The organism is Caulobacter sp. DWR3-1-2 (genome assembly GCF_049896225.1).
GTDB lineage: Bacteria > Pseudomonadota > Alphaproteobacteria > Caulobacterales > Caulobacteraceae > Caulobacter.
The window spans coordinates 119,191-136,829 of sequence record NZ_JAFCTW010000008.1; the positions used below are offsets into that span (position 1 = coordinate 119,191).

At 64.6% G+C, this 17,639-nt stretch carries 14 protein-coding genes, 2 tRNA genes and 1 pseudogene; 9 read left to right on the plus strand and 8 right to left on the minus strand.

Features of this window, described 5'->3' with window-relative positions; all coding sequences use genetic code 11:
• Positions 1-94 precede the first annotated feature (94 nt).
• On the plus strand, positions 95-1,762 hold the full coding sequence (locus tag ACP696_RS13135) for a GMC family oxidoreductase (protein WP_426043876.1): 1,668 nt from the start codon (positions 95-97) through the stop codon (positions 1,760-1,762).
• A 5-nt stretch (positions 1,763-1,767) separates the two neighbouring features.
• On the opposite strand, the gene ACP696_RS13140 is transcribed toward ACP696_RS13135, so the two are convergent.
• Complete coding sequence (locus ACP696_RS13140) at positions 1,768-2,160, minus strand: type II toxin-antitoxin system VapC family toxin (protein WP_426013684.1); 393 nt, start codon at positions 2,158-2,160, stop codon at positions 1,768-1,770.
• Entirely contained in the window at positions 2,157-2,447 is a 291-nt protein-coding gene (locus ACP696_RS13145) for a type II toxin-antitoxin system VapB family antitoxin (RefSeq protein ID WP_426013686.1), read from the minus strand. The genes ACP696_RS13140 and ACP696_RS13145 overlap by 4 nt, the downstream gene beginning before the upstream one ends.
• A 65-nt stretch (positions 2,448-2,512) precedes the next feature.
• Here ACP696_RS13145 and ACP696_RS13150 point away from each other — a divergent pair, with 65 nt between their 5' ends.
• The 3 genes from ACP696_RS13150 to ACP696_RS13160 all read left to right on the plus strand — a co-directional run bounded on the left by ACP696_RS13150 (position 2,513) and on the right by ACP696_RS13160 (position 4,969).
• Positions 2,513-4,051 (plus strand): acyl-CoA synthetase, encoded by a 1,539-nt coding sequence (locus ACP696_RS13150; RefSeq protein WP_426013687.1) that lies wholly within the window; start codon positions 2,513-2,515, stop codon positions 4,049-4,051.
• A gap of 77 nt (positions 4,052-4,128) precedes the next feature.
• Positions 4,129-4,410, plus strand: coding sequence for a hypothetical protein (locus ACP696_RS13155; RefSeq protein WP_426043877.1), 282 nt, complete (start codon positions 4,129-4,131; stop codon positions 4,408-4,410).
• A 112-nt stretch (positions 4,411-4,522) separates the two neighbouring features.
• A complete protein-coding gene (locus ACP696_RS13160; RefSeq protein WP_426013691.1) occupies positions 4,523-4,969 on the plus strand; it encodes a MaoC family dehydratase in 447 nt (148 codons plus the stop codon).
• 61 nt (positions 4,970-5,030) lie between these two features.
• Here ACP696_RS13160 and ACP696_RS13165 read toward each other — a convergent pair.
• Positions 5,031-5,218 (minus strand): annotated as a pseudogene (locus ACP696_RS13165) (CsbD family protein).
• A gap of 85 nt (positions 5,219-5,303) precedes the next feature.
• Positions 5,304-6,170, minus strand: coding sequence for a trypsin-like serine peptidase (locus tag ACP696_RS13170; RefSeq protein WP_426013692.1), 867 nt, complete (start codon positions 6,168-6,170; stop codon positions 5,304-5,306).
• 105 nt (positions 6,171-6,275) lie between these two features.
• Between ACP696_RS13170 and ACP696_RS13175 the strand changes: the two genes are divergently transcribed.
• Both ACP696_RS13175 and ACP696_RS13180 read left to right on the plus strand, forming a co-directional pair.
• Positions 6,276-8,522, plus strand: coding sequence for a S9 family peptidase (locus ACP696_RS13175; protein ID WP_426043878.1), 2,247 nt, complete (start codon positions 6,276-6,278; stop codon positions 8,520-8,522).
• A 136-nt stretch (positions 8,523-8,658) separates the two neighbouring features.
• Positions 8,659-9,210: a GNAT family N-acetyltransferase gene (locus tag ACP696_RS13180; protein WP_426013696.1), complete on the plus strand. Its 552-nt coding sequence runs from the start codon at positions 8,659-8,661 to the stop codon at positions 9,208-9,210.
• A 25-nt stretch (positions 9,211-9,235) separates the two neighbouring features.
• Here the strand turns inward: ACP696_RS13180 and ACP696_RS13185 are convergent, their stop codons facing one another.
• The gene (locus ACP696_RS13185) at positions 9,236-9,457 is read right to left on the minus strand and encodes a hypothetical protein (protein ID WP_426043879.1); all 222 of its coding nucleotides are present in this window, start codon (positions 9,455-9,457) and stop codon (positions 9,236-9,238) included.
• Between the two features lie 161 nt (positions 9,458-9,618).
• Here ACP696_RS13185 and ACP696_RS13190 point away from each other — a divergent pair, with 161 nt between their 5' ends.
• Positions 9,619-10,035 carry a hypothetical protein gene (locus ACP696_RS13190; RefSeq protein WP_426043880.1) on the plus strand — a complete coding sequence of 139 codons (417 nt, stop codon included), beginning with the start codon at positions 9,619-9,621 and terminating at the stop codon, positions 10,033-10,035.
• Between the two features lie 113 nt (positions 10,036-10,148).
• On the opposite strand, the gene ACP696_RS13195 is transcribed toward ACP696_RS13190, so the two are convergent.
• Together ACP696_RS13195 and ACP696_RS13200 are read right to left on the minus strand one after the other, a co-directional pair.
• Positions 10,149-10,577: a MucR family transcriptional regulator gene (locus ACP696_RS13195; protein ID WP_426013699.1), complete on the minus strand. Its 429-nt coding sequence runs from the start codon at positions 10,575-10,577 to the stop codon at positions 10,149-10,151.
• A 593-nt stretch (positions 10,578-11,170) separates the two neighbouring features.
• Positions 11,171-11,244: transfer RNA gene (locus ACP696_RS13200), tRNA-Gln, on the minus strand.
• Positions 11,245-11,395: 151 nt separating this feature from the next.
• Between ACP696_RS13200 and ACP696_RS13205 the strand changes: the two genes are divergently transcribed.
• Positions 11,396-11,472: transfer RNA gene (locus ACP696_RS13205), tRNA-Pro, on the plus strand.
• A 150-nt stretch (positions 11,473-11,622) separates the two neighbouring features.
• Positions 11,623-13,410, plus strand: a complete 1,788-nt coding sequence (gene sppA, locus ACP696_RS13210; protein ID WP_426029731.1) for a signal peptide peptidase SppA — start codon at positions 11,623-11,625, stop codon at positions 13,408-13,410.
• A gap of 742 nt (positions 13,411-14,152) precedes the next feature.
• On the opposite strand, the gene ACP696_RS13215 is transcribed toward sppA, so the two are convergent.
• Complete coding sequence (locus tag ACP696_RS13215) at positions 14,153-17,347, minus strand: TonB-dependent receptor (protein WP_426043881.1); 3,195 nt, start codon at positions 17,345-17,347, stop codon at positions 14,153-14,155.
• Between the last annotated feature and the right edge of the window lie 292 nt (positions 17,348-17,639).

Here is a 17,639-nt window from a genome sequence, read left to right on the forward strand (position 1 = left end):
CTTGGACTTCCCGTCAGACCTGCGCATTGTCTGGTGAACGCCGATCACGCAGAAACACGCGGGACGGATCAAGGGAAGAAACAGGGAGGATCCGATGACATCGATCATCGAGGCCGACTACATCGTGGTGGGCGCCGGCTCAGCCGGTTGCGTGGTGGCGGCGCGGCTGTCGGAGGACGGCCGGCACAAGGTGCTGTTGCTGGAAGCTGGCGGCGACGACCGGCCGACCAAGAACCTTTCGCAGTTCATGTCCAACCTGATGATCCACATCCCGGTCGGCTATGCGACGACCCTGAAGGATCCCAAGGTCAACTGGCTATATGAGACCGAGCCGGACCCCGGCACCGGCGGTCGCTCGCACGTCTGGCCGCGCGGCAAGGTGCTGGGCGGCTCGTCCTCGATCAACGCCATGCTCTATGTGCGCGGCCAGCGGGCCGACTATGACGGCTGGCGGCAGATGGGCGCGGCGGGCTGGGGGTGGGACGACGTCCTGCCCTATTTCCGCAAGTCCCAGCACCAGGAACGCGGCGACTCTGACCTGCACGCCACTGGCGGTCCGCTGAACGTCGCCGACATGCGCGACAACCACGCGGTTTCGCAACGGCTGATCGACGCCTGTCATCAGGCCGGCATCCCCAGCATCGTCGACCTGAACGGCGAGGAGCAGGAGGGCGCGACCTGGTTCCAGGTCACCCAGAAGAACGGCGCGCGCTGCTCGGCGGCGGTGGCCTATCTGCATCCGGCCATGAGCAGGCGCAACCTACGGATCGAGACCAACGCCTTGGCCAGCCGGGTGCTGTTCGAGGGCAAGCGCGCCGTCGGCGTCCAGTTCCGCCAGAACGGCGTCAATGTCACCGCCAAGGCGCGCGCCGAAGTGATCCTGGCGGGCGGGGCGGTCAATTCCCCCCAACTTCTTCAACTCTCCGGGATCGGCCCGGGCGCCTTGCTGGCCGAGCATGGGATCGCGGTGATCCGCGACCTGCCCGGCGTTGGCGAGAACCTGCAGGACCACTATGTCACCGGCGCGCGCTTTCGCCTGAAGGCCGGGACGATCTCGGTCAATGAGCAGAGCAAGGGCGCGCGGCTGGCTGGGGAAGCGCTGAAATACCTGTTCACCCGCAAGGGCCTGCTAACCCTTTCGGCGGCCCATGTGGCGGCCTTCTGCAAGTCTCGGCCGGACCTGGCCGGCCCCGACATCCAGTTCCATATCCTGCCGGCCACCATGGATCTCGAAAAGCTGTTCAACGAGCAGAAGATGGAGCTGGAGAGCGCGCCAGGCCTGACCATCGCGCCCTGTCAGCTACGCCCCGAGAGCCGGGGCCACATCCGCATCAAGTCGGCCGACCCGGCGGCCCATCCGGCGATCTTCGCCAACTACCTGTCCGACCCGCTGGATCAGGAGGTGACGGTGGCCGGCCTGCGCTGGGCCCGCAAGATCGCGGCCCAGCCGGCCATAGCTCCGCTGATTGATCATGAGATGAACCCTGGACCCGAGTTCGAGAGCGACGAGATGCTGCTGGCCTATGCGCGCGCCTCGGGTTCGACGATCTATCACCCGGTCGGCAGCTGCCAGATGGGGTCCGGACCGATGGCGGTGGTCGATGAGCGGCTGCGCGTGCGCGGCGTCACCGGCCTTCGGGTCATAGACGCCTCGATCATGCCACGCCTGGTCTCGGGCAACACCAACGCACCGACCATCATGATCGGCGAGAAGGGCGCGGCGATGATCCTGCAGGACGCCACCGCGATGGTCGCCGCCTGATGGTCCTAGGCGCGGGCGTCGATCAGATCAGTCCGCGAAAAGTCGTCGCCGACGAAAAGCAGCGGCGCGCCTCGGGTCTTGGCCAGGGCGTAGGTGAAGGTGTCGCCGAAGTTCAGTTGGGCGGGATGGCCGGAGCCCTTGCCATAGGCGATACGGGCGCGGATCGCTTCGCGGCCTTGGGTCTCGTCGACGGGGATCAGGGCGATATCGAGTTGGCCAAGCAGGTCGTCGATGCGGGCGTGGGTTACGCCACGAGGTGTGAGGACCGTCGCGGCTTCGACATAGCTGGCCATCGACAGCTCCCGCGCCGTTGTGCTCATGAGACAGGTCAGCAAAACCGTTGCGATAGGCTCGTCCAGCGCGATGGCGACAATCACCGACGTGTCGACGACGATCACGTTCGCGCCGCTCGCTCAGCCGCCAGCATGGTCAGATCCCGGTCGTCTCCACCCGCCTCAATCCACTCTTCCTCAGTGACTGGCCTTCGATCAACGTCGCTCCAACTGGACACGAGGTTCCTGATCCGCGCGACGAACGCTTCCGGCGTCTCGGTTCGTGCCGACGTCTCGCGCTCAAGCCGCTCCTTCAACGCAACCGTCACGGCCTGCGTCATGGTCTCGCCGGTGAGCTTGGCTAGGTCTCGCGCCAGTTGGTCGGCCTCTCGCGTCTTGATGCTGAGCGCCATGTTCGGCTCCGTTTCTAGAAAGCCAATCTAGACCTATTTTCCGTCAAAGTCACCGAGACGCCAAGATGCACCCTTCGATCCACGCCCAGACCCAGCCCGACAAGCCTGCCTACGTGATGGCCAGCTCTGGCGAAACGGTGACCTACGGCCAGCTAGACGCCCGATCGAACCAGGGGGCGCAGTTGTTCCGGTCGCTGGGCCTGAACCCGGGCGACGTCATCGCCCTGCTGATGGACAATACTCCGCGCTTCTTCGAAATCGCCTGGGCGGCGCAGCGCGCGGGGCTCTACTACACCTGTGTCTCCACCAAGCTGACGCCCAGCGAGGTCGAGTACATCGTCAAGGATTGCGGGGCCCGGGTGCTGATCATCAGCCCTGGCCTCGACGCCATCGCCGAAGCGGTCGCGCCATTGATCGTCGGCGTGCGGCTGTTTCGGGTTGGCGGCGCGCGCGACGCCTTCGAGGATTTCGAGGGGGCGCAGGACGCCATGCCCTCGACGCCGATCCCCGACGAAACGGCGGGGTCGGACATGCTCTACTCGTCAGGCACCACTGGACGGCCCAAGGGTGTCAAGCCGGCCTTGAGCGGCGGGCCGATCGACGCGCCCAACGCCCTGCAGATGATGGCCCAGGGCCTGTTCGGCTTCACCGCCGACAGCGTCTATCTGTCCCCCGCCCCACTCTACCACGCCGCTCCGCTACGCTGGTGCATGACCGTGCACAAGCTGGGCGGCACGGTGGTGGTGATGGAAAGGTTCGACCCCGAGGACGCGCTGGCCCTGATCGAGCGGCACCAGGTCAGTTGCGGCCAGTTCGTGCCGACCCACTTCGTGCGAATGCTGAAATTGCCCGAGGCGGTGCGGACACGGTACGATGTCTCGTCGATGCGCTCGGCGATCCACGCCGCCGCCCCCTGCCCCGTGCCGGTCAAGGAACAGATGATCGCCTGGTGGGGGCCGGTGATCTTCGAATATTACGCAGGCACCGAGGGCAACGGGTTCTGCTGGATCAATTCGCAGAACTGGCTGGCTCACAAGGGTTCGGTCGGTCAGGCTGTGCTGGGCGAACTGCGGATCTGCGACGAAGACGGCGAGGCGCTGCCGCCGCGTGTCGAGGGCGCGGTCTATTTCGCCAACGGCCCTGCGGTGAACTACCACAACGCCCCGGAGAAGACGGCCGAGAGCTACAACCAGCATGGCTGGACGACGCTGGGCGACGTGGGCTGGGTCGACGAGGAGGGCTATCTCTACCTGACCGACCGCAAGAGCTTCATGATCATCTCTGGCGGGGTGAACGTTTATCCGCAAGAGATCGAGAACCTGCTGATCACCCATCCCAAGGTCGCCGACGCCGCCGTGGTCGGCGCCCCGCACGAGGAAATGGGCGAACAGGTGGTGGCGGTGATCCAGCCGTTGGACTGGAACGTCGACCAAGCGCTTCTGGCGGAGGAGCTGATGGCCTTCGCGCGCGCCAATCTGAGCCACGTCAAGTCGCCGAGGCGGATCGACTTCATGGCCGAACTCCCCCGGCACGCCACAGGCAAGCTCTACAAGCGACTGATCCGTGACGCCTACTGGGCCAAGGAGCACGGCCGCGTCGTTTGACACGCGGCCCTCGGGCCCCTGGCTGGCGTGTGAATTGCTAACCCTTGGCCTATGCTCAAGTTTAATACACGACACTGATGCTTTTCAGAGATGATCACCCCGCGGCCCGGCAAGAGGCTTTTCGCCGCGCCGCGCCGAACCGCGGCGCCAGGTGGTTTGGCCCTGAGTTCGATCACGCGTTCGAGGTCTGGGACGCCAAACGCCGCCTCTGCAAGCGCCTGATTTCACTGCTGTTGGTGGTCGCGACGGTGACAATCGGCGGCGTGTTTTTCCTGCGTTTCTCACCGCTCACCGCGCACGACACCTGCCTGGATGCGGGAGAACAGTGGACCCAAGGACAGTGCGATAGCGCCGACTGACGCCTTCGCGTCCCCAGGTCCGGCTTCGCCGGCCAATCAGGCTGACGCTTGCCTGTCGCCGCGCCCCATGCGAGCAATCAAACAAACGTTTAGAGCGCTTGGGAGAAACGCCATGAAGGAAGTCGCTTACGCCGACATCGCCAGCCTGATCGGGCAAGAGATCGGGGTTTCCGACTGGGTCGAGATCAGCCAGGAGCGGGTCAACCAGTTTGCCCAGGCCACCGGCGACCACCAGTGGATCCACGTTGATGTCGAACGGGCCACCAAGGAAATCGGCGGTCCCATCGCCCACGGCTTCCTGACCCTGTCTCTGATCCCGATGCTGGGCGCCGGGATCCTCCGGGTCACCGGCGTGACGCGGGGCATCAACTATGGCTGCGACAAGGTGCGGTTCACCGGCATGGTCCGCGTGGGCAAGAAGGTGCGCATGCGCCAAAAACTGCTCAGCGTCGAGCCAAAGGCTGGCGGCCTTCAGATGAAGAACGAATGCACCATCGAAATCGAGGGCGAGGAGCGCCCCGCCTGCGTGGCCGAGACAATTTCGATCATCTACGGGTAGATGCAGGCCAAACAAAACGGCCGCGGATCGCTCCGCGGCCGGTAGCTTGTCTAGACGTTGATCAAGCTACTTCTTGATCGCGTCGCCGATCTTGTCCTGGGCCTGACCGACCTTGTTCTGGACGTCGCCCTTGATCTTCTGGGCCACGCCTTCGGCTTCCAGGCGTTCATTGCCGGTGGCCTTGCCGGTGGCTTCCTTCACGGCGCCCACGCCCTTGTCGATAGCGCCTTCAACACGATTGGTGCTCATGACTTGCTCCTGTTGGAATTGAACTCCCCGTAGAAACGGAGGCCTATGAGCAAGGTTCCTTTGTCGGACAGCCTAGGTTTGGAGCCTAGCGACCGACCGCCATCTCCGTGGCGGAGACGGCGGCGGCGGCCTGGGTAGCGGCGCGCGTGGCGGCCTGGCTAGGCGCGCCGGAGGGTTTGGCGGGCTTGGCCTGGATGAGCGGCGGCGCGACCAGCTTGTCGATCAAGGCCGCGGTCTCGCGGATATATTTGGCATGGGTGACGATGCCGATCTCGAGACGCTCACCCGACAACTCGACCTGCTGGGTCAGCATGCCGGCCACGAACTGCACTTCCTGGCTCTCGGCCGAACCAGGCCTGCGACGCGCGCCCTGGGCCATGAACACCGGCCCACCGGAATTGCCGGGGAACACCGAAAAGTCCATCAGGAAGGTCGGGAACACGCTCGCCGGGGCCAGGGGATAGGACGCCACGCGCCCCGAGCGCAGGATCGGGAAGCCGGCCGCATTGGCAGAGAGGCCGCGCGGGAAACCCAGCGCCATCATCTCGTCGCCAGGACCCAGGTTGTACTTGTTGAAGGTGTCATCCTGGGCCAGCCAGGCCAGGGGGATCGCGGCCTTCGCGAAGTCGGGCGGCGCTTCGACGACGATGGCGGCGATGTCGCGCATGGGATGCTTGGTCCACAGCGGGTGGTCGCCTTCTCGGATCTTCAGGGTGTGGGGATCGTAGCGCCAGACGCCGTCGGCGCTCTGGATGCGATAGCCGATCTTGGCCGACACGCCAGGCATCTTGTCGAACACGTGGGCGGCGGTGACCAGGATGGTGCGTGGACGACCGTCAGGTGTGGGGTCCTCGATCAGGAACCCCGTGCCGACCGTGCGCGACCCGTCACCGAGCGACTGTTCAAGCTGCACGGTCGCCTGGATCAGATCGACCGACAGGTCCCAAGCCATCTACGCCCTCATGCCCCCGATTCACTGTACGCGAGCGCCAGTTTGACCAGCGTCGTTAACCCGCACAAGTTGGCGTTCTGACGCATCCGTGAGGGAAATCTGCCCGTGAACCGGCGCAAAATGATGACGAGCGCGGCAGCGGTGCTTACGTCAGCATCGGCGATCCATCCTGGGGCCGCCCAAGCCGAGAGTCCCATGCCTGAGTCGAAGCCTCCGATCGCCCCCGTCGCCACCAAGATTCCGCTGCGCACCACGCAGCTGGGCCGGGTGCGCGTCGATGACTATGCCTGGATGAAGGATGACAACTGGCAGAAGGTCCTCCGCGACCCGACCCTGATCAAGCCCGAGGTCAAGGCGCACCTGACGGCCGAGAACGCCTATGTCAAGGCGATGCTCGCGCCCACCGAACCGCTTCAGAAGGCGATGTTCGAGGAGATGAAGGGCCGCATCAAGGAAGACGACACCTCGGTGCCCGCCCCCGACGGGCCGTTCGAATATTATTCGCGCTTCGCCATCGGCGGCCAGCATCCGATCTTCGCGCGCCGGCCGATCAGCATCGAAGAACGTTTGGCCGACGCTGTTCCCAGTGCGCCCATGATCGGGCTGAAGGTCGCAGGCACGGAGGAAATCCTGCTCGACTGCGACGCCTTGGCCAAGGGCAAGGCCTATAGCCAGGTCAGCGCCGCCGACCACAGCCCCGACCACAAGCTGCTGGCCTATGCCGAGGACGCGCAGGGGTCCGAGGTCCACCACATCTATGTGAAGGACCTGGCGACCGGCGAGATCCTAAAAGAGCCCGTCGAAAGCAGCACCGGCGACTTCGCTTGGTCGCCAGACTCGCAATGGCTCTTCTGGACCCACCGCGACGACAACGGCCGCTCCGACAAGATCTACCGCCGACCGGCGCGTGGCGGCTTGAAGGACGATGTGCTGATCTATGAAGAGCCCGACGACGGCTTCTTCGTCAGCGTCGGCACCACAAGCTCCGAGGCCTTCATCCTCATCAGCGCCGGCGACCACGAAACCTCCGAGACCCTGATCATCCCGGCCGGCGATCCCACCGCCACACCCACCTTGGTCGAGCCGCGCACCGTGGGCTTGCGTTACTCGGTGGAGCACTGGGACGGCCGCTTCGTCATCCTGACCAACGCCGACGACGCCATTGACTTCAAGCTGGTCGAGGCCCCCGTCGAAACGCCCGGCCGCGCCCATTGGAAAGACTTCGTGGCCCACAGGCCGGGCCATTTCATCACCGGCCTGTCGGCCTACAAGGGCCATCTGGTTCGCGTGGAACGGGTGAGCGCCAACACCCGGATCATCATCACCGAGCGAGCCGGCAGGACCGAGCGTCCGATCGTCATCGACGAAGAGGCCTATGTCCTCAGCCTCGAGGGCGGCTACGAGTTCGACACCCCCGTGATGCGCTATGTCTACCAGTCACCGACCACGCCCCGTCAGTGGTTTGACTACGACATGACCACGGGCGAGAGGACGCTGCGCAAGACCCAGGAAATCCCGTCGGGCCATGATCCCGCCGCCTATGTCACCAGGCGGCTCTTCGCCAAGGCCGCTGACGGCGCCGAGGTGCCGGTCACCGTGCTGATGAAGAAGGGCGTGTCGCTGGACGGCTCGGCGCCGCTGCTGCTGTACGGCTATGGCAGCTATGGCATGTCGATGGATCCGTCGTTCTCGATCCGCAATCTCAGCCTGGTCGACCGCGGCTGGATCTGGGCCACCGCCCACGTGCGGGGCGGTTCGGAAAAGGGCTATGGCTGGTTCCTGGACGGTCGCAAGTTCACCAAGAAGAAGACGTTCACCGACTTCATCGCCTGCGCCGAGCACCTGCACGGCGAGGGCTACGGTGCGGCGGGCCGCACGGTGGCCTATGGCGGCTCGGCCGGCGGCATGCTGATGGGGGCGGTCACCAACCTGCGCCCCGACCTGTGGGCCGGGATCATCGGGGCGGTGCCGTTCGTCGATGTGCTCAACACCATGAGCGACACCTCCCTGCCTTTGACGCCGCCGGAATGGCCCGAATGGGGCAACCCGCTGGAAGACAAGGAAGCCTACGACTACATCGCCAGCTATTCACCCTACGACAACGTCTCGGCCAAGCCCTATCCGGCCGTACTCGCCACCGGGGGATTGTCGGACCCGCGCGTCACCTATTGGGAGCCAGAGAAGTGGACCGCCAAGCTGCGAGAATATTCGACCAGCGGTGACCCCATCCTGCTGAAGATCAACATGGAGGCCGGCCACGGCGGCGCGTCGGGGCGGTTCGACTTCCTCAAGGAAATCGCCTTGGACTACGCGTTCGCGGTCTGGGCGGTGGACAAGGGATGGAAGGCTTGATGGACGGGACGCGCACGAAGGTCCTCCCCCTGTGGGGCAGGCGGCGCGCAGCGCCGGTGGGGGGATACGTCGGCCGCTGGATCACTCCCCCCACCGTCGGCTTCGCCGACACCTCCCCCATAGGGGGAGGACTTACATGACCGTCACGATCCGCCCCTCCACCGACGCCGACCTGCCGGCCATTACCGCCATCTACGGCTGGAACGTGCTCAACGGCTTGGGCACCTTCGAGGAGATCCCGCCGGACCTGACCGAGATGACTCGGCGACGCGGGGGCTTCCTCGACAAGGGCATGCCCTATCTGGTGGCCGAGCAGGACGGCGTGGTGCTGGGCTATGCCTATGCCGGCCCGTTCCGTCTGCGTGCCGCCTATCGCTACACCGTCGAGGACAGCGTCTATGTCGGACCCGATGCAGTCGGCAGGGGTGTAGGCAAGGGCTTGCTCTCTGCCCTGATCAACGCCTGCGAGGCCCAGGGCCTGCGCCAGATGTGCGCGGTGATCGGCGACAGCGGCAACGCGGCATCCATAGGTCTCCACGCCGCCCTCGGCTTCGAGCAGAAAGGCGTCTTCCCCGCCATGGGCTACAAGTTCGACCGCTGGGTGGACCTGGTCTGGATGCAGCGCGCCCTGAACGGCGGCGGCTCGCGCGAGCCGGACGCGCCCGGTATGGCGCTGAGCGGGGTGTGATGCCTTCCGCGCGGCGGCCCTGATGCTACTGGCCGCTGGCGAGACGGGGGATGGCGTAAACCGCTTGATCGATCGCCAGCATCCGCACGATCTCTTCATGGAGCTGTCGGCCAGCTACAGCCATCCGCTGGGCGGCGGTTTCGACGGATCTCTGTATGCTGGTCTGCCCGGCGAGCCGGCGTTCGGACCGCCGGCCTTCATGCACCGCCAGGCGGCGATGGACAGTCCCGAGGCCCCGATCAGCCATCACTGGTTCGACTCGACCCACATCACCTTCGGTGTTGTAACGGCCGGTGTATCGCGCGACCGCTGGAAGCTGGAAACCAGCGCCTTCCGCGGCCGCGAGCCCGATCAGAACCGCTACGATATCGAGACCGGCCGATTGGACAGCGTCTCGGCCCGCGCCTCGTGGAACCCGCCCCCAACTGGGCGCTGCAGGCCAGCTGGGCGCGGATCAACAGTCCCGAGGCCCTTGAGCCTGACGACGACGAGGCCCGCACCTCGCTCAGCGCACTCTACGCCCGCCCCCTCGGCGACGAGGGTTCCCTGAGCGCCACCCTGGCCTGGGCTCGCAAGGACCGCATCCCCGGCGACGCTCTGCAGGCCTGGCTGGCCGAGGGCGCGATCCGGCCCAATCCGCACTGGACGATTTTCCCCCGCGCCGAGCAGGTGGAACAGGACGAGCTGGCCGGCCATCACGGCGGGGCCTCAACCGTGCGCAAGCTGTCGGTGGGAGCGATCTACGAGATACCGTTGTCAGCTACCGTCAAGCTCGGCTTTGGCGGCCTGGTCAGCGCCTTCGACGCGCCGGCGTCGCTCGGCTAAGACGAGCCGACCAGTACGATGGCGTTCGTGCGACTCAAGATCGGCTGAGGCCAAGAAAAACCCCCGCTGTGGCCAGCGGGGGTTTTGATTTTACGACCCGTGAAGAGGTCGATTTAGCCCTTGCGACCGCGCGGAGCCTTGGCCTTGCGGCCGCCTTGACCCAGGCCGAGCGCCTTGGCCATGGCCGAGCGGGCTTCGCTGTAGGCCGGGGCGGTGGTCGGATAGTCGTTGGGCAGGCCCCACTTGGCCTTGTACTCCGCGACGGTCATGCCGTGCGTGGTCAGGTGACGCTTCAGGGTCTTGTACGGCTTGCCGTCTTCGAAGCTGATCAGCGCGTCCGGCGTAATGCTGCGGCGGATTTGAGCTGCGGTAGCCTTCGTAACCGTCTCGACGGGAGCGGCTTCAGGAGAACCAATACCGGCAAGTGCATCATGAGTCGCGCGAATCAGCGCCGGCAGGTCGGAAATCGACGTGCTGTTATTGGCGACGTAATTGGCGACGATCTCGGCGGTAAGCTCGATCAGGGTTGCCTTGTCTTCCACGAGTGTCTCTCCGATGTGTCTTTGACTTGCAATTACACCCACCTCGCCGAAATACAAGTACTCAATCTCGGTAATCGCCTTGGCCAATATCGCCAGCCAAGCGAATCTTGAGAACAGCAACCAGACAGCCCGCTGCGAACTAAACCAGAGGCGGCGTGCGAAGCGTGGCTTTTCCCATCGGGGTAACCGATCTTGGGCCGGTGTTGTTCGAACGAAAGTTACACCGCTGCAATGATTCGCCGCCGGATCAGATCAGGCAAAGATCAACGTTCGGCGCGGGCGACCGTCATGGTCAATCGCGCTTGGCCTTGAATCATAAAGACTTGTCGATGTGTTGTGGTTTTCGATCAGCTTGATCATGGTCGCTTGAGCGCCTGTTCGCGACCCTTGGCTTGAGGGTTCTGACCTCAGGACGCCTTTACCGCGCGATGAATTCGGCGCTCCCGGCCAAGGCCTCCCGCCCGTTCATCGGGGACGAGCCGCGGGGATGCGAGACGCTCAAGCAAAAGCTGTGGAAAATTCCAGGACGCCGCGTGAACGACCTCCTGCGGGAGGCCGCCAAAGGCGGAAGCTTATCTTGGAGGAAAGAGAAGTGGCTGGGGAACTAGGACTCGAACCTAGAACGACGGTACCAAAAACCGCTGTGTTACCATTACACCATTCCCCAGCAGGAACGGCGAAACCCCGTAGGGCCCGGCGAGGCGGTGGAGATAGCGCAGGAGTCGGATGGATGCAACGTTGCTTTGAACTTCTTTTTCCGGGGCGTTTTTTGTCGCTTGCGAGAGCGTCGGGCCGCCTCTATAAGCCGCGCTCCAAGTCGGAGTGTGGCTCAGTCTGGTAGAGCACTGCGTTCGGGACGCAGGGGTCGCAGGTTCAAATCCTGCCACTCCGACCATCATTTTCCCGAAAATTCGCCAAAACTGCATCCTTATCCCCTCCGGAGCGAACGTCTTTGGGCGCACCGGGGCCAGGTTGCGCGCTGTTCATTTGACCGCGCCGCAACTGTCGCTACTAGCTTGCGCGACAATAGGCAGCAGGACGTCCAATGAAGCAGTTTCTCATGACCGTGGCCGGCGTCTTCGTCGGCCTGGTGTTGTTTCTGGTCGGCGTCCCCTTCCTCCTGATTGTCATGGCCGCCTCGGCGACCCGCCCCGCCCCGGTTCCCGCCCACACGGTGCTGCAGCTCGACCTGCGCGGGGGCCTTTCGGACCAGGACTCCCAGAGCCCCTTCGCGGCTTTCAGCGGCGGCGGCGGGCGGTCGGTGATGTCGATCATCGAGACCCTGCGCCGCGCCGAAACCGACGACAAGGTCAAGGGCGTGCTGGTGCGCCTGCCCGAGGGCGGTATCGCCCCGGCCTCGGCCGACGAGCTGCGCCGGGCCTTCAAGCACTTCGAGACGGTCGGCAAGAAGCCGGTCTTCGCCCACAGCCAAGGGATCTATCCTTCGGGCCTGGTCACCTCGACCTACATGCTGGGCGCGGCGGCCAACGAGTTCTGGATGCAGCCTGACAGCTCTCTGCAGGCGGTCGGCGCGGCCAGCGAGGAAATGTTCTTCAAGCGCTTTTTCGACAAGTACGGCGTCAAGGCCGACTACGAGCAGCGCTACGAATACAAGAACGCGGTCAATCCTTATCTCTACAGCGACTATACGCCCGCCCACCAGGAATCGACGCTGTCGTGGATGGGGTCGGTCTATAACACCGCCCTGATCACCGCCGCCCAGGATCGCAAGATGGACCCCGCGATGCTGATCAAGACCATCGAGGCGGGCCCTTACAGCGCCCAGGAGGCCCAGGCCAAGGGCCTGATCGACAAGGTCGGCCAGGTGAAGGACATCCAGGACGCCATGCTGGCCAAGGCCGGCAAGGGCGCAAAGCTGATGGACTTCGACGACTATGTCTCGCGCGGCAAGCGACCGCCGGCCAAGACCGGTCCGACCATCGCGGTGGTCGGCGCCGAAGGCGCGATCATGACCGGCACGGGCTCGGGCGGCTCGCCGTTCGGCGGGGAGAGCACCATCTATTCCGACGACGTGGCCAAGGACCTCTACGACGCGATCGAGGACAAGGACGTCAAGGCGATCGTCTTCCGCGTTTCCTCGCCCGGCGGATCGGATACGGCGTCGGAGCAGATCCTGGCCGCCGTCAAGGCCGCCAGGAAGGCGGGCAAACCCGTGGTGGTCAGCATGGGCACCTATGCGGCCTCCGGCGGCTACTGGATCAGTTCGGGCGCCTCGGCGATCGTCGCCGAGCCGACCACCCTGACTGGCTCGATCGGCGTGTTCGGCGGCAAGTTCGCTTTGGGCGAGGCCCTGTCGCGGTTCGGCGTCGATACCCGCGAGGTCCATGTCGGCGGCGACTATGCCGGGGCGTTCGGCACGGGCCAGGGCTTCACGCCCGACCAGCGCGCCAAGTTCGCCGGCTGGATGGACCGGATCTATGCGGGCTTCGTGGCCCGGGTCGCCGAGGGCCGCAAGCTGCCGCCGGAACGGGTGCGCGAGATCGCCAAGGGCCGGGTGTGGACGGGCGCCCAGGCCCAGCAGCTGGGCCTGGTCGATGAGCTTGGCGGCTTCTATGAGGCGGTCGACAAGGCCAAGAGCCTGGCCAATATCAAGGGCGACGTGAAGCTGAAGAAGATCGGCGGCTCGGACTCGCCGTTCGAGGCCATCGAGAAGGTGCTGGGCGTCAGTTCGACCTCGATGCGCACCGTGGCCGCCTCCGCCTGGCTGCTGGGCGACCCCCGCTCGCAGTCGATCCTGGACGAAATGGCCAAGGCCCGGCTGCGCGCCTCGCCCAGCGGGGCCTCGGTGCTGGCCGATACGCCGGTGCGCTAACCGAGGTCTTCCCCCCGTGGGGGAGGTGGTCGCCTAGCGACCGGTGGGGGGAGGTTTGGGATTGTTGGTCGCAGGTCTGGCCGGTCATCCGATCACTCCCCCCACCGTCGGCTGCGCCGACACATCCCCCATGGGAACCCCATGGGGGGAGGACTTCACGCGGGGGGCCGCTGAAGCGTTTGGGGAGGGTGCGAAGCGCCCGGGCTCCGCCCGGAGGTTTTGCAGTAGATGTACCGTTTCGACGAAGACGAGCGCTTCGCGTGGCCTTCAGACGAGAGCCATCGGAGCGCGGGGTCTTAACCCGCTTCCGAAGTGGGCCCCCGGCGGGCGGAAGGGCGGCTAACCCTTCCGGACCGTGCGGGCGATTTCAGCCCGCACCTGTCGGCCTGCCCGCCTACCCCGGGCGCCAGAGTTTTGTCACCAAGGGTGAACCTGCTCCGAACCGACCTGGGGCGCTCCTTGTGAGAGCACGGCGGCCAAGCCTTCCCGCTCGTCCACCCCTGAAAGCCGCCTCGGTCGCCGTACGTGCGCCCTCCCCGTGCTCTCAGGTGCAAGGAGTATGAGGCCATTGGGAAGCCCAAGGATCGGAAACCTGCGTTTTCCCGCAAACTATCGAAATCATTGAGCTTCTTTTCGGCGGCAGTGGGGATGGACGGCCCCTCCGTATGCTGGAGGCCGCCCAAAGAAAAACGGCGGGCTCCGAGGAGCCCGCCGCCATTCCGTCAAAGGTCCGTCGCGACGATCAGAATTCCCAATCGAAGCCCAGCCGAACGGCGCGAGCCGGCACGTACTGGATCGGGTTTCTGTAGTGCGAGTCAGTGTTGCCCGAGTCGTCTTCACCCAGTTCCCAGGCCTCGGTGATGGTCCGAGTGTTCAGGAGGTTGGTGATGTCGGCCCGGAGGGTCAGACCGCCCGGGACGAACTTGGTGGTCGGGACAAGGTAGCGCACCGACATGTCCAGACGCGCCGACCAAGGCGTTTCGAAGGACGAGCCCCGCGGAACGATCTTGCCGCCGCAGGCGAACGACGAAGCGCCGTAGCCCGAGTTGACGATGTCGTCGGTCGGGTGCAGGCCAATACAGCCGTAGTGCTTAGGCGACAACACCAGAGCGTTGGCGCCGATCAGCAGGCTGTCGGTGATCGCGTAGGAACCGAAGGCCTTGAAGACGTGGCCGTGGTGGTTCGGCAACAGGCCGTAAGCGCCGTCGGTCAGGCTGACCTGGTCGAAGTCCTGGGTGATGCCTGAGTCGGTTTGTCCGTTGCCGGCGTCAGACTTCACGAAGCCTTCGTAATTGCCCTTCGATTCGGACAGGACGTACGAACCTTGGAAGCCCCACTTGCCGTCGAAGGCGCGTTCGACCTGCAGTTCCAGGCCGAGATATTCACGCTTCACGGCCGGATAGCCCAGATCAGCCCTGGAGAAGCTGATGGTGCGAGCCGTGGATTCACCAGGCAGCGGTTGGCGCAGGGTGATGGTCGAGGCTTCGCCCGGGTTGATGATGGTGTACTGACGGAAACCGCTGAAGCCGCGGCACCGCGTCTGGCCAGCGCGAGGGCCCGCCGTGAAGGTGGTGCAACCCGGGGTCGGAACGGCGACATTGTAGGTCGCGCCGCAGCCAACGATGCCGTTCTTGGTGCAGTAGTTACGCACGGAGGAGTCGATCGCCACGTCTTCCGAAACCCGGTTCAGGTTGCGGTAGGTCAGGGTGGCACTCGCCTTCCACAGGGAGTCGAACTGGTGTTCGTACCCGATGATATATTCGTCTTCCTGAGTCGACTTCAGGTTGTGGCTGGTGTTGGCCGCGAACGGCTGCAGCGAACCGTCGCCACGAACGGCGCAGCCGACCGCGTCCGTGATACCGGGAGGCGTCACGCCATTGACCGGCGCCGGGCAGGCGGCGGCCGAGGTGAAGCCCGGATTGGTCGTGACGGTGATCTGGGTGCCCCGGATCGGCGTACCGTCAGCGCCCAACTTCGCGCCTTGAGGCGCGGTGAAGAAGGTGTCGATGTCGTAGCTGGCGGTCGCCTGGCGAAAGGCCGTGTTCGACGCGACCGGCAGATAGTAGCGGCCGAAGTTACCAAACACCTTGTCGTTGCCGGTGCTGAACGGATCGTAGGTGAACCCGATACGCGGACCAATCTCGTTTTTGAACTCGACGAAGGTTTCGCTGCCCTTCGAGGTCCGAGCGCCGCTGTTTTGGAACTTGTCCTTACGGACGCCCAGGTTCAGCGTCAGGTTCGAGGTCACGTCCCACGAATCCTGGATGTAATAGGCTTCGTTCTGGCCCTCGAAAACGCCGCCGGTGTTGAACGTCCGGCCCTTGACGTAGATCTGCCCTGCGGGAACGCCACGCGAGTCAGTCGCGCCGCCCGCGAGGAAGTCCCAGTCCGTGCCCAGGCCGGGATACTTGTTCACGTGATCCAGCGTCAGGTCTTCGTGGTCCATGCCTACGCGAATGTGGTGCTTGCCGAACAGGCTGAAATAGAAGTCAGCGTCTACGCGGTAAAATTCGCGCTTGGTACCGTAGCTTGAATCGTAAGAGCTGGTCTTTTGACGGCTGATGACCGTGGTTTCACCGGGGTGAGCCGGATCAGCGGTGTTCGTCACATAGTTGCCCGACAGGTTTTGCGGGGTGATGCGGTAGTCATCCTTGGTCACGCCATAGGCGGCCGACAGGGTGAACCAATCGGTGAAGGTGCCCGTGTACTTGCCGACATAGTTGGCGCCGCCTAGCGAGAACAGCGTGCCGTCGAGGCGATCACCGATGGTGTCGGTGGTGCCGTCTAAGTTGTAGTCGCGGGTCTTGCGCTTGAGCGAGCCCTTGGTGTCGAAATAGGTGAATTCAAGGTGCTGACGGTCGGTGATGTAGCCGTCCAGCTTGACGCCGTAGAAGGGGTCGCGCTGGGTGTCAACGTTGTACGACCCGCCGGTGATGTTGCCGAAGCGGTTTTCTTGGTCGCGCAGCTGAGCCAGGGCGAAGAAGAACAGCCGGTCCTTGATGATCGGACCGCCAGCTTCCAGGGTCAGCGACTTGTTGTCGGTCTTGGCTAGCTTGCCGCGACGCAGAAAGGTGTCTTTTTGGTCTTCCTGAAGGCCGTCGGGCTCATATTGGCCACGAATGGCGAACTTGAACTCGTTGGTGCCGGCCTTGGTGACGGCGCTGATGATGCCGCCGGTGGAGCGACCGAATTCGGCTGGATAGCCGCCGGTCTTCACGTCAACCGACTTGTAGAAGTCGAACGGAACCGTCGAACCACCGAGATAGTTGTCGAAGTTGGTGATGTTCAGGCCGTTAACGTAAAATGCGTTTTCAGCGACCGACGAACCGCCGATGGCCGGCTGGCCGCGGAAGTTGGCGTTGCTGCCCTGAACCGCGCCCGGCGCCAGCAGAACGACGCTGGTGATGTTGCGGGTGATCGGGACCTGCTTAGTCAGGGTTTCCAGATCGACCGATAGGCCGGTGGTGGTGCCGGCGAAGTCGAGCTGCGGGTTGGCGGTGGCGGTCACCACCACTTCCGAAACCGAAGCGTCAGCCGAGGTCAGCGTGAAGCTGTAGGCGCTGTCGCCACCCGCACGCACGGCGACCGCGCCGTCACTCGTCGATTGGAAACCGTCTTTCGCGATCGCGACCGAGTAGCCACCTTGCGGCACCAACGGGACGCGGAACTGGCCGCTGTCGTCGGTGGTCATGGCGCGAGTGAAGCCTTGGCCGAGCGACTTGACGGTGACGGCGGCGCCAGCAACTGGCGCGCCCCCTGCGTCGCGGACGGTGCCGACGAGCGTACCGCTGGTGTAGTCCTGCGCCGAGGCCAGGGTCGGGACGGCCGTGGCGATCGCCGTGACGGCGAGCGGCGCGGCAATCGTGGCCAGGCCGGCCAGCAGCGTCGACGCCAAGAGACGCGCGCGAGCGCTGCCTTGGGTGGAAATCATCTTCATATTATCCCCTCTAGCGCGGCGGAGCATCCTGCCGCCCGCACGAACCCCCGAAAGGGGACGTTACGTTCGGTCAATCTGGATTTTCGCCCCAACTCCACCACGAGAACTTAGGTGTCCCGGAAAACATTTCCCCGGTTGGTCTGACGTTAGGAGCCGCGCCGCCGATGGGTCAATTGCCATTACTATTCCGTAATAACATCGCCTCAGGCTGTCGCATTATCGCAACACGAACGCCGCATTTCTGACGAACACCGCTCAGATTTTCCGCAAAGCGATCCAAAACATGGCCCCT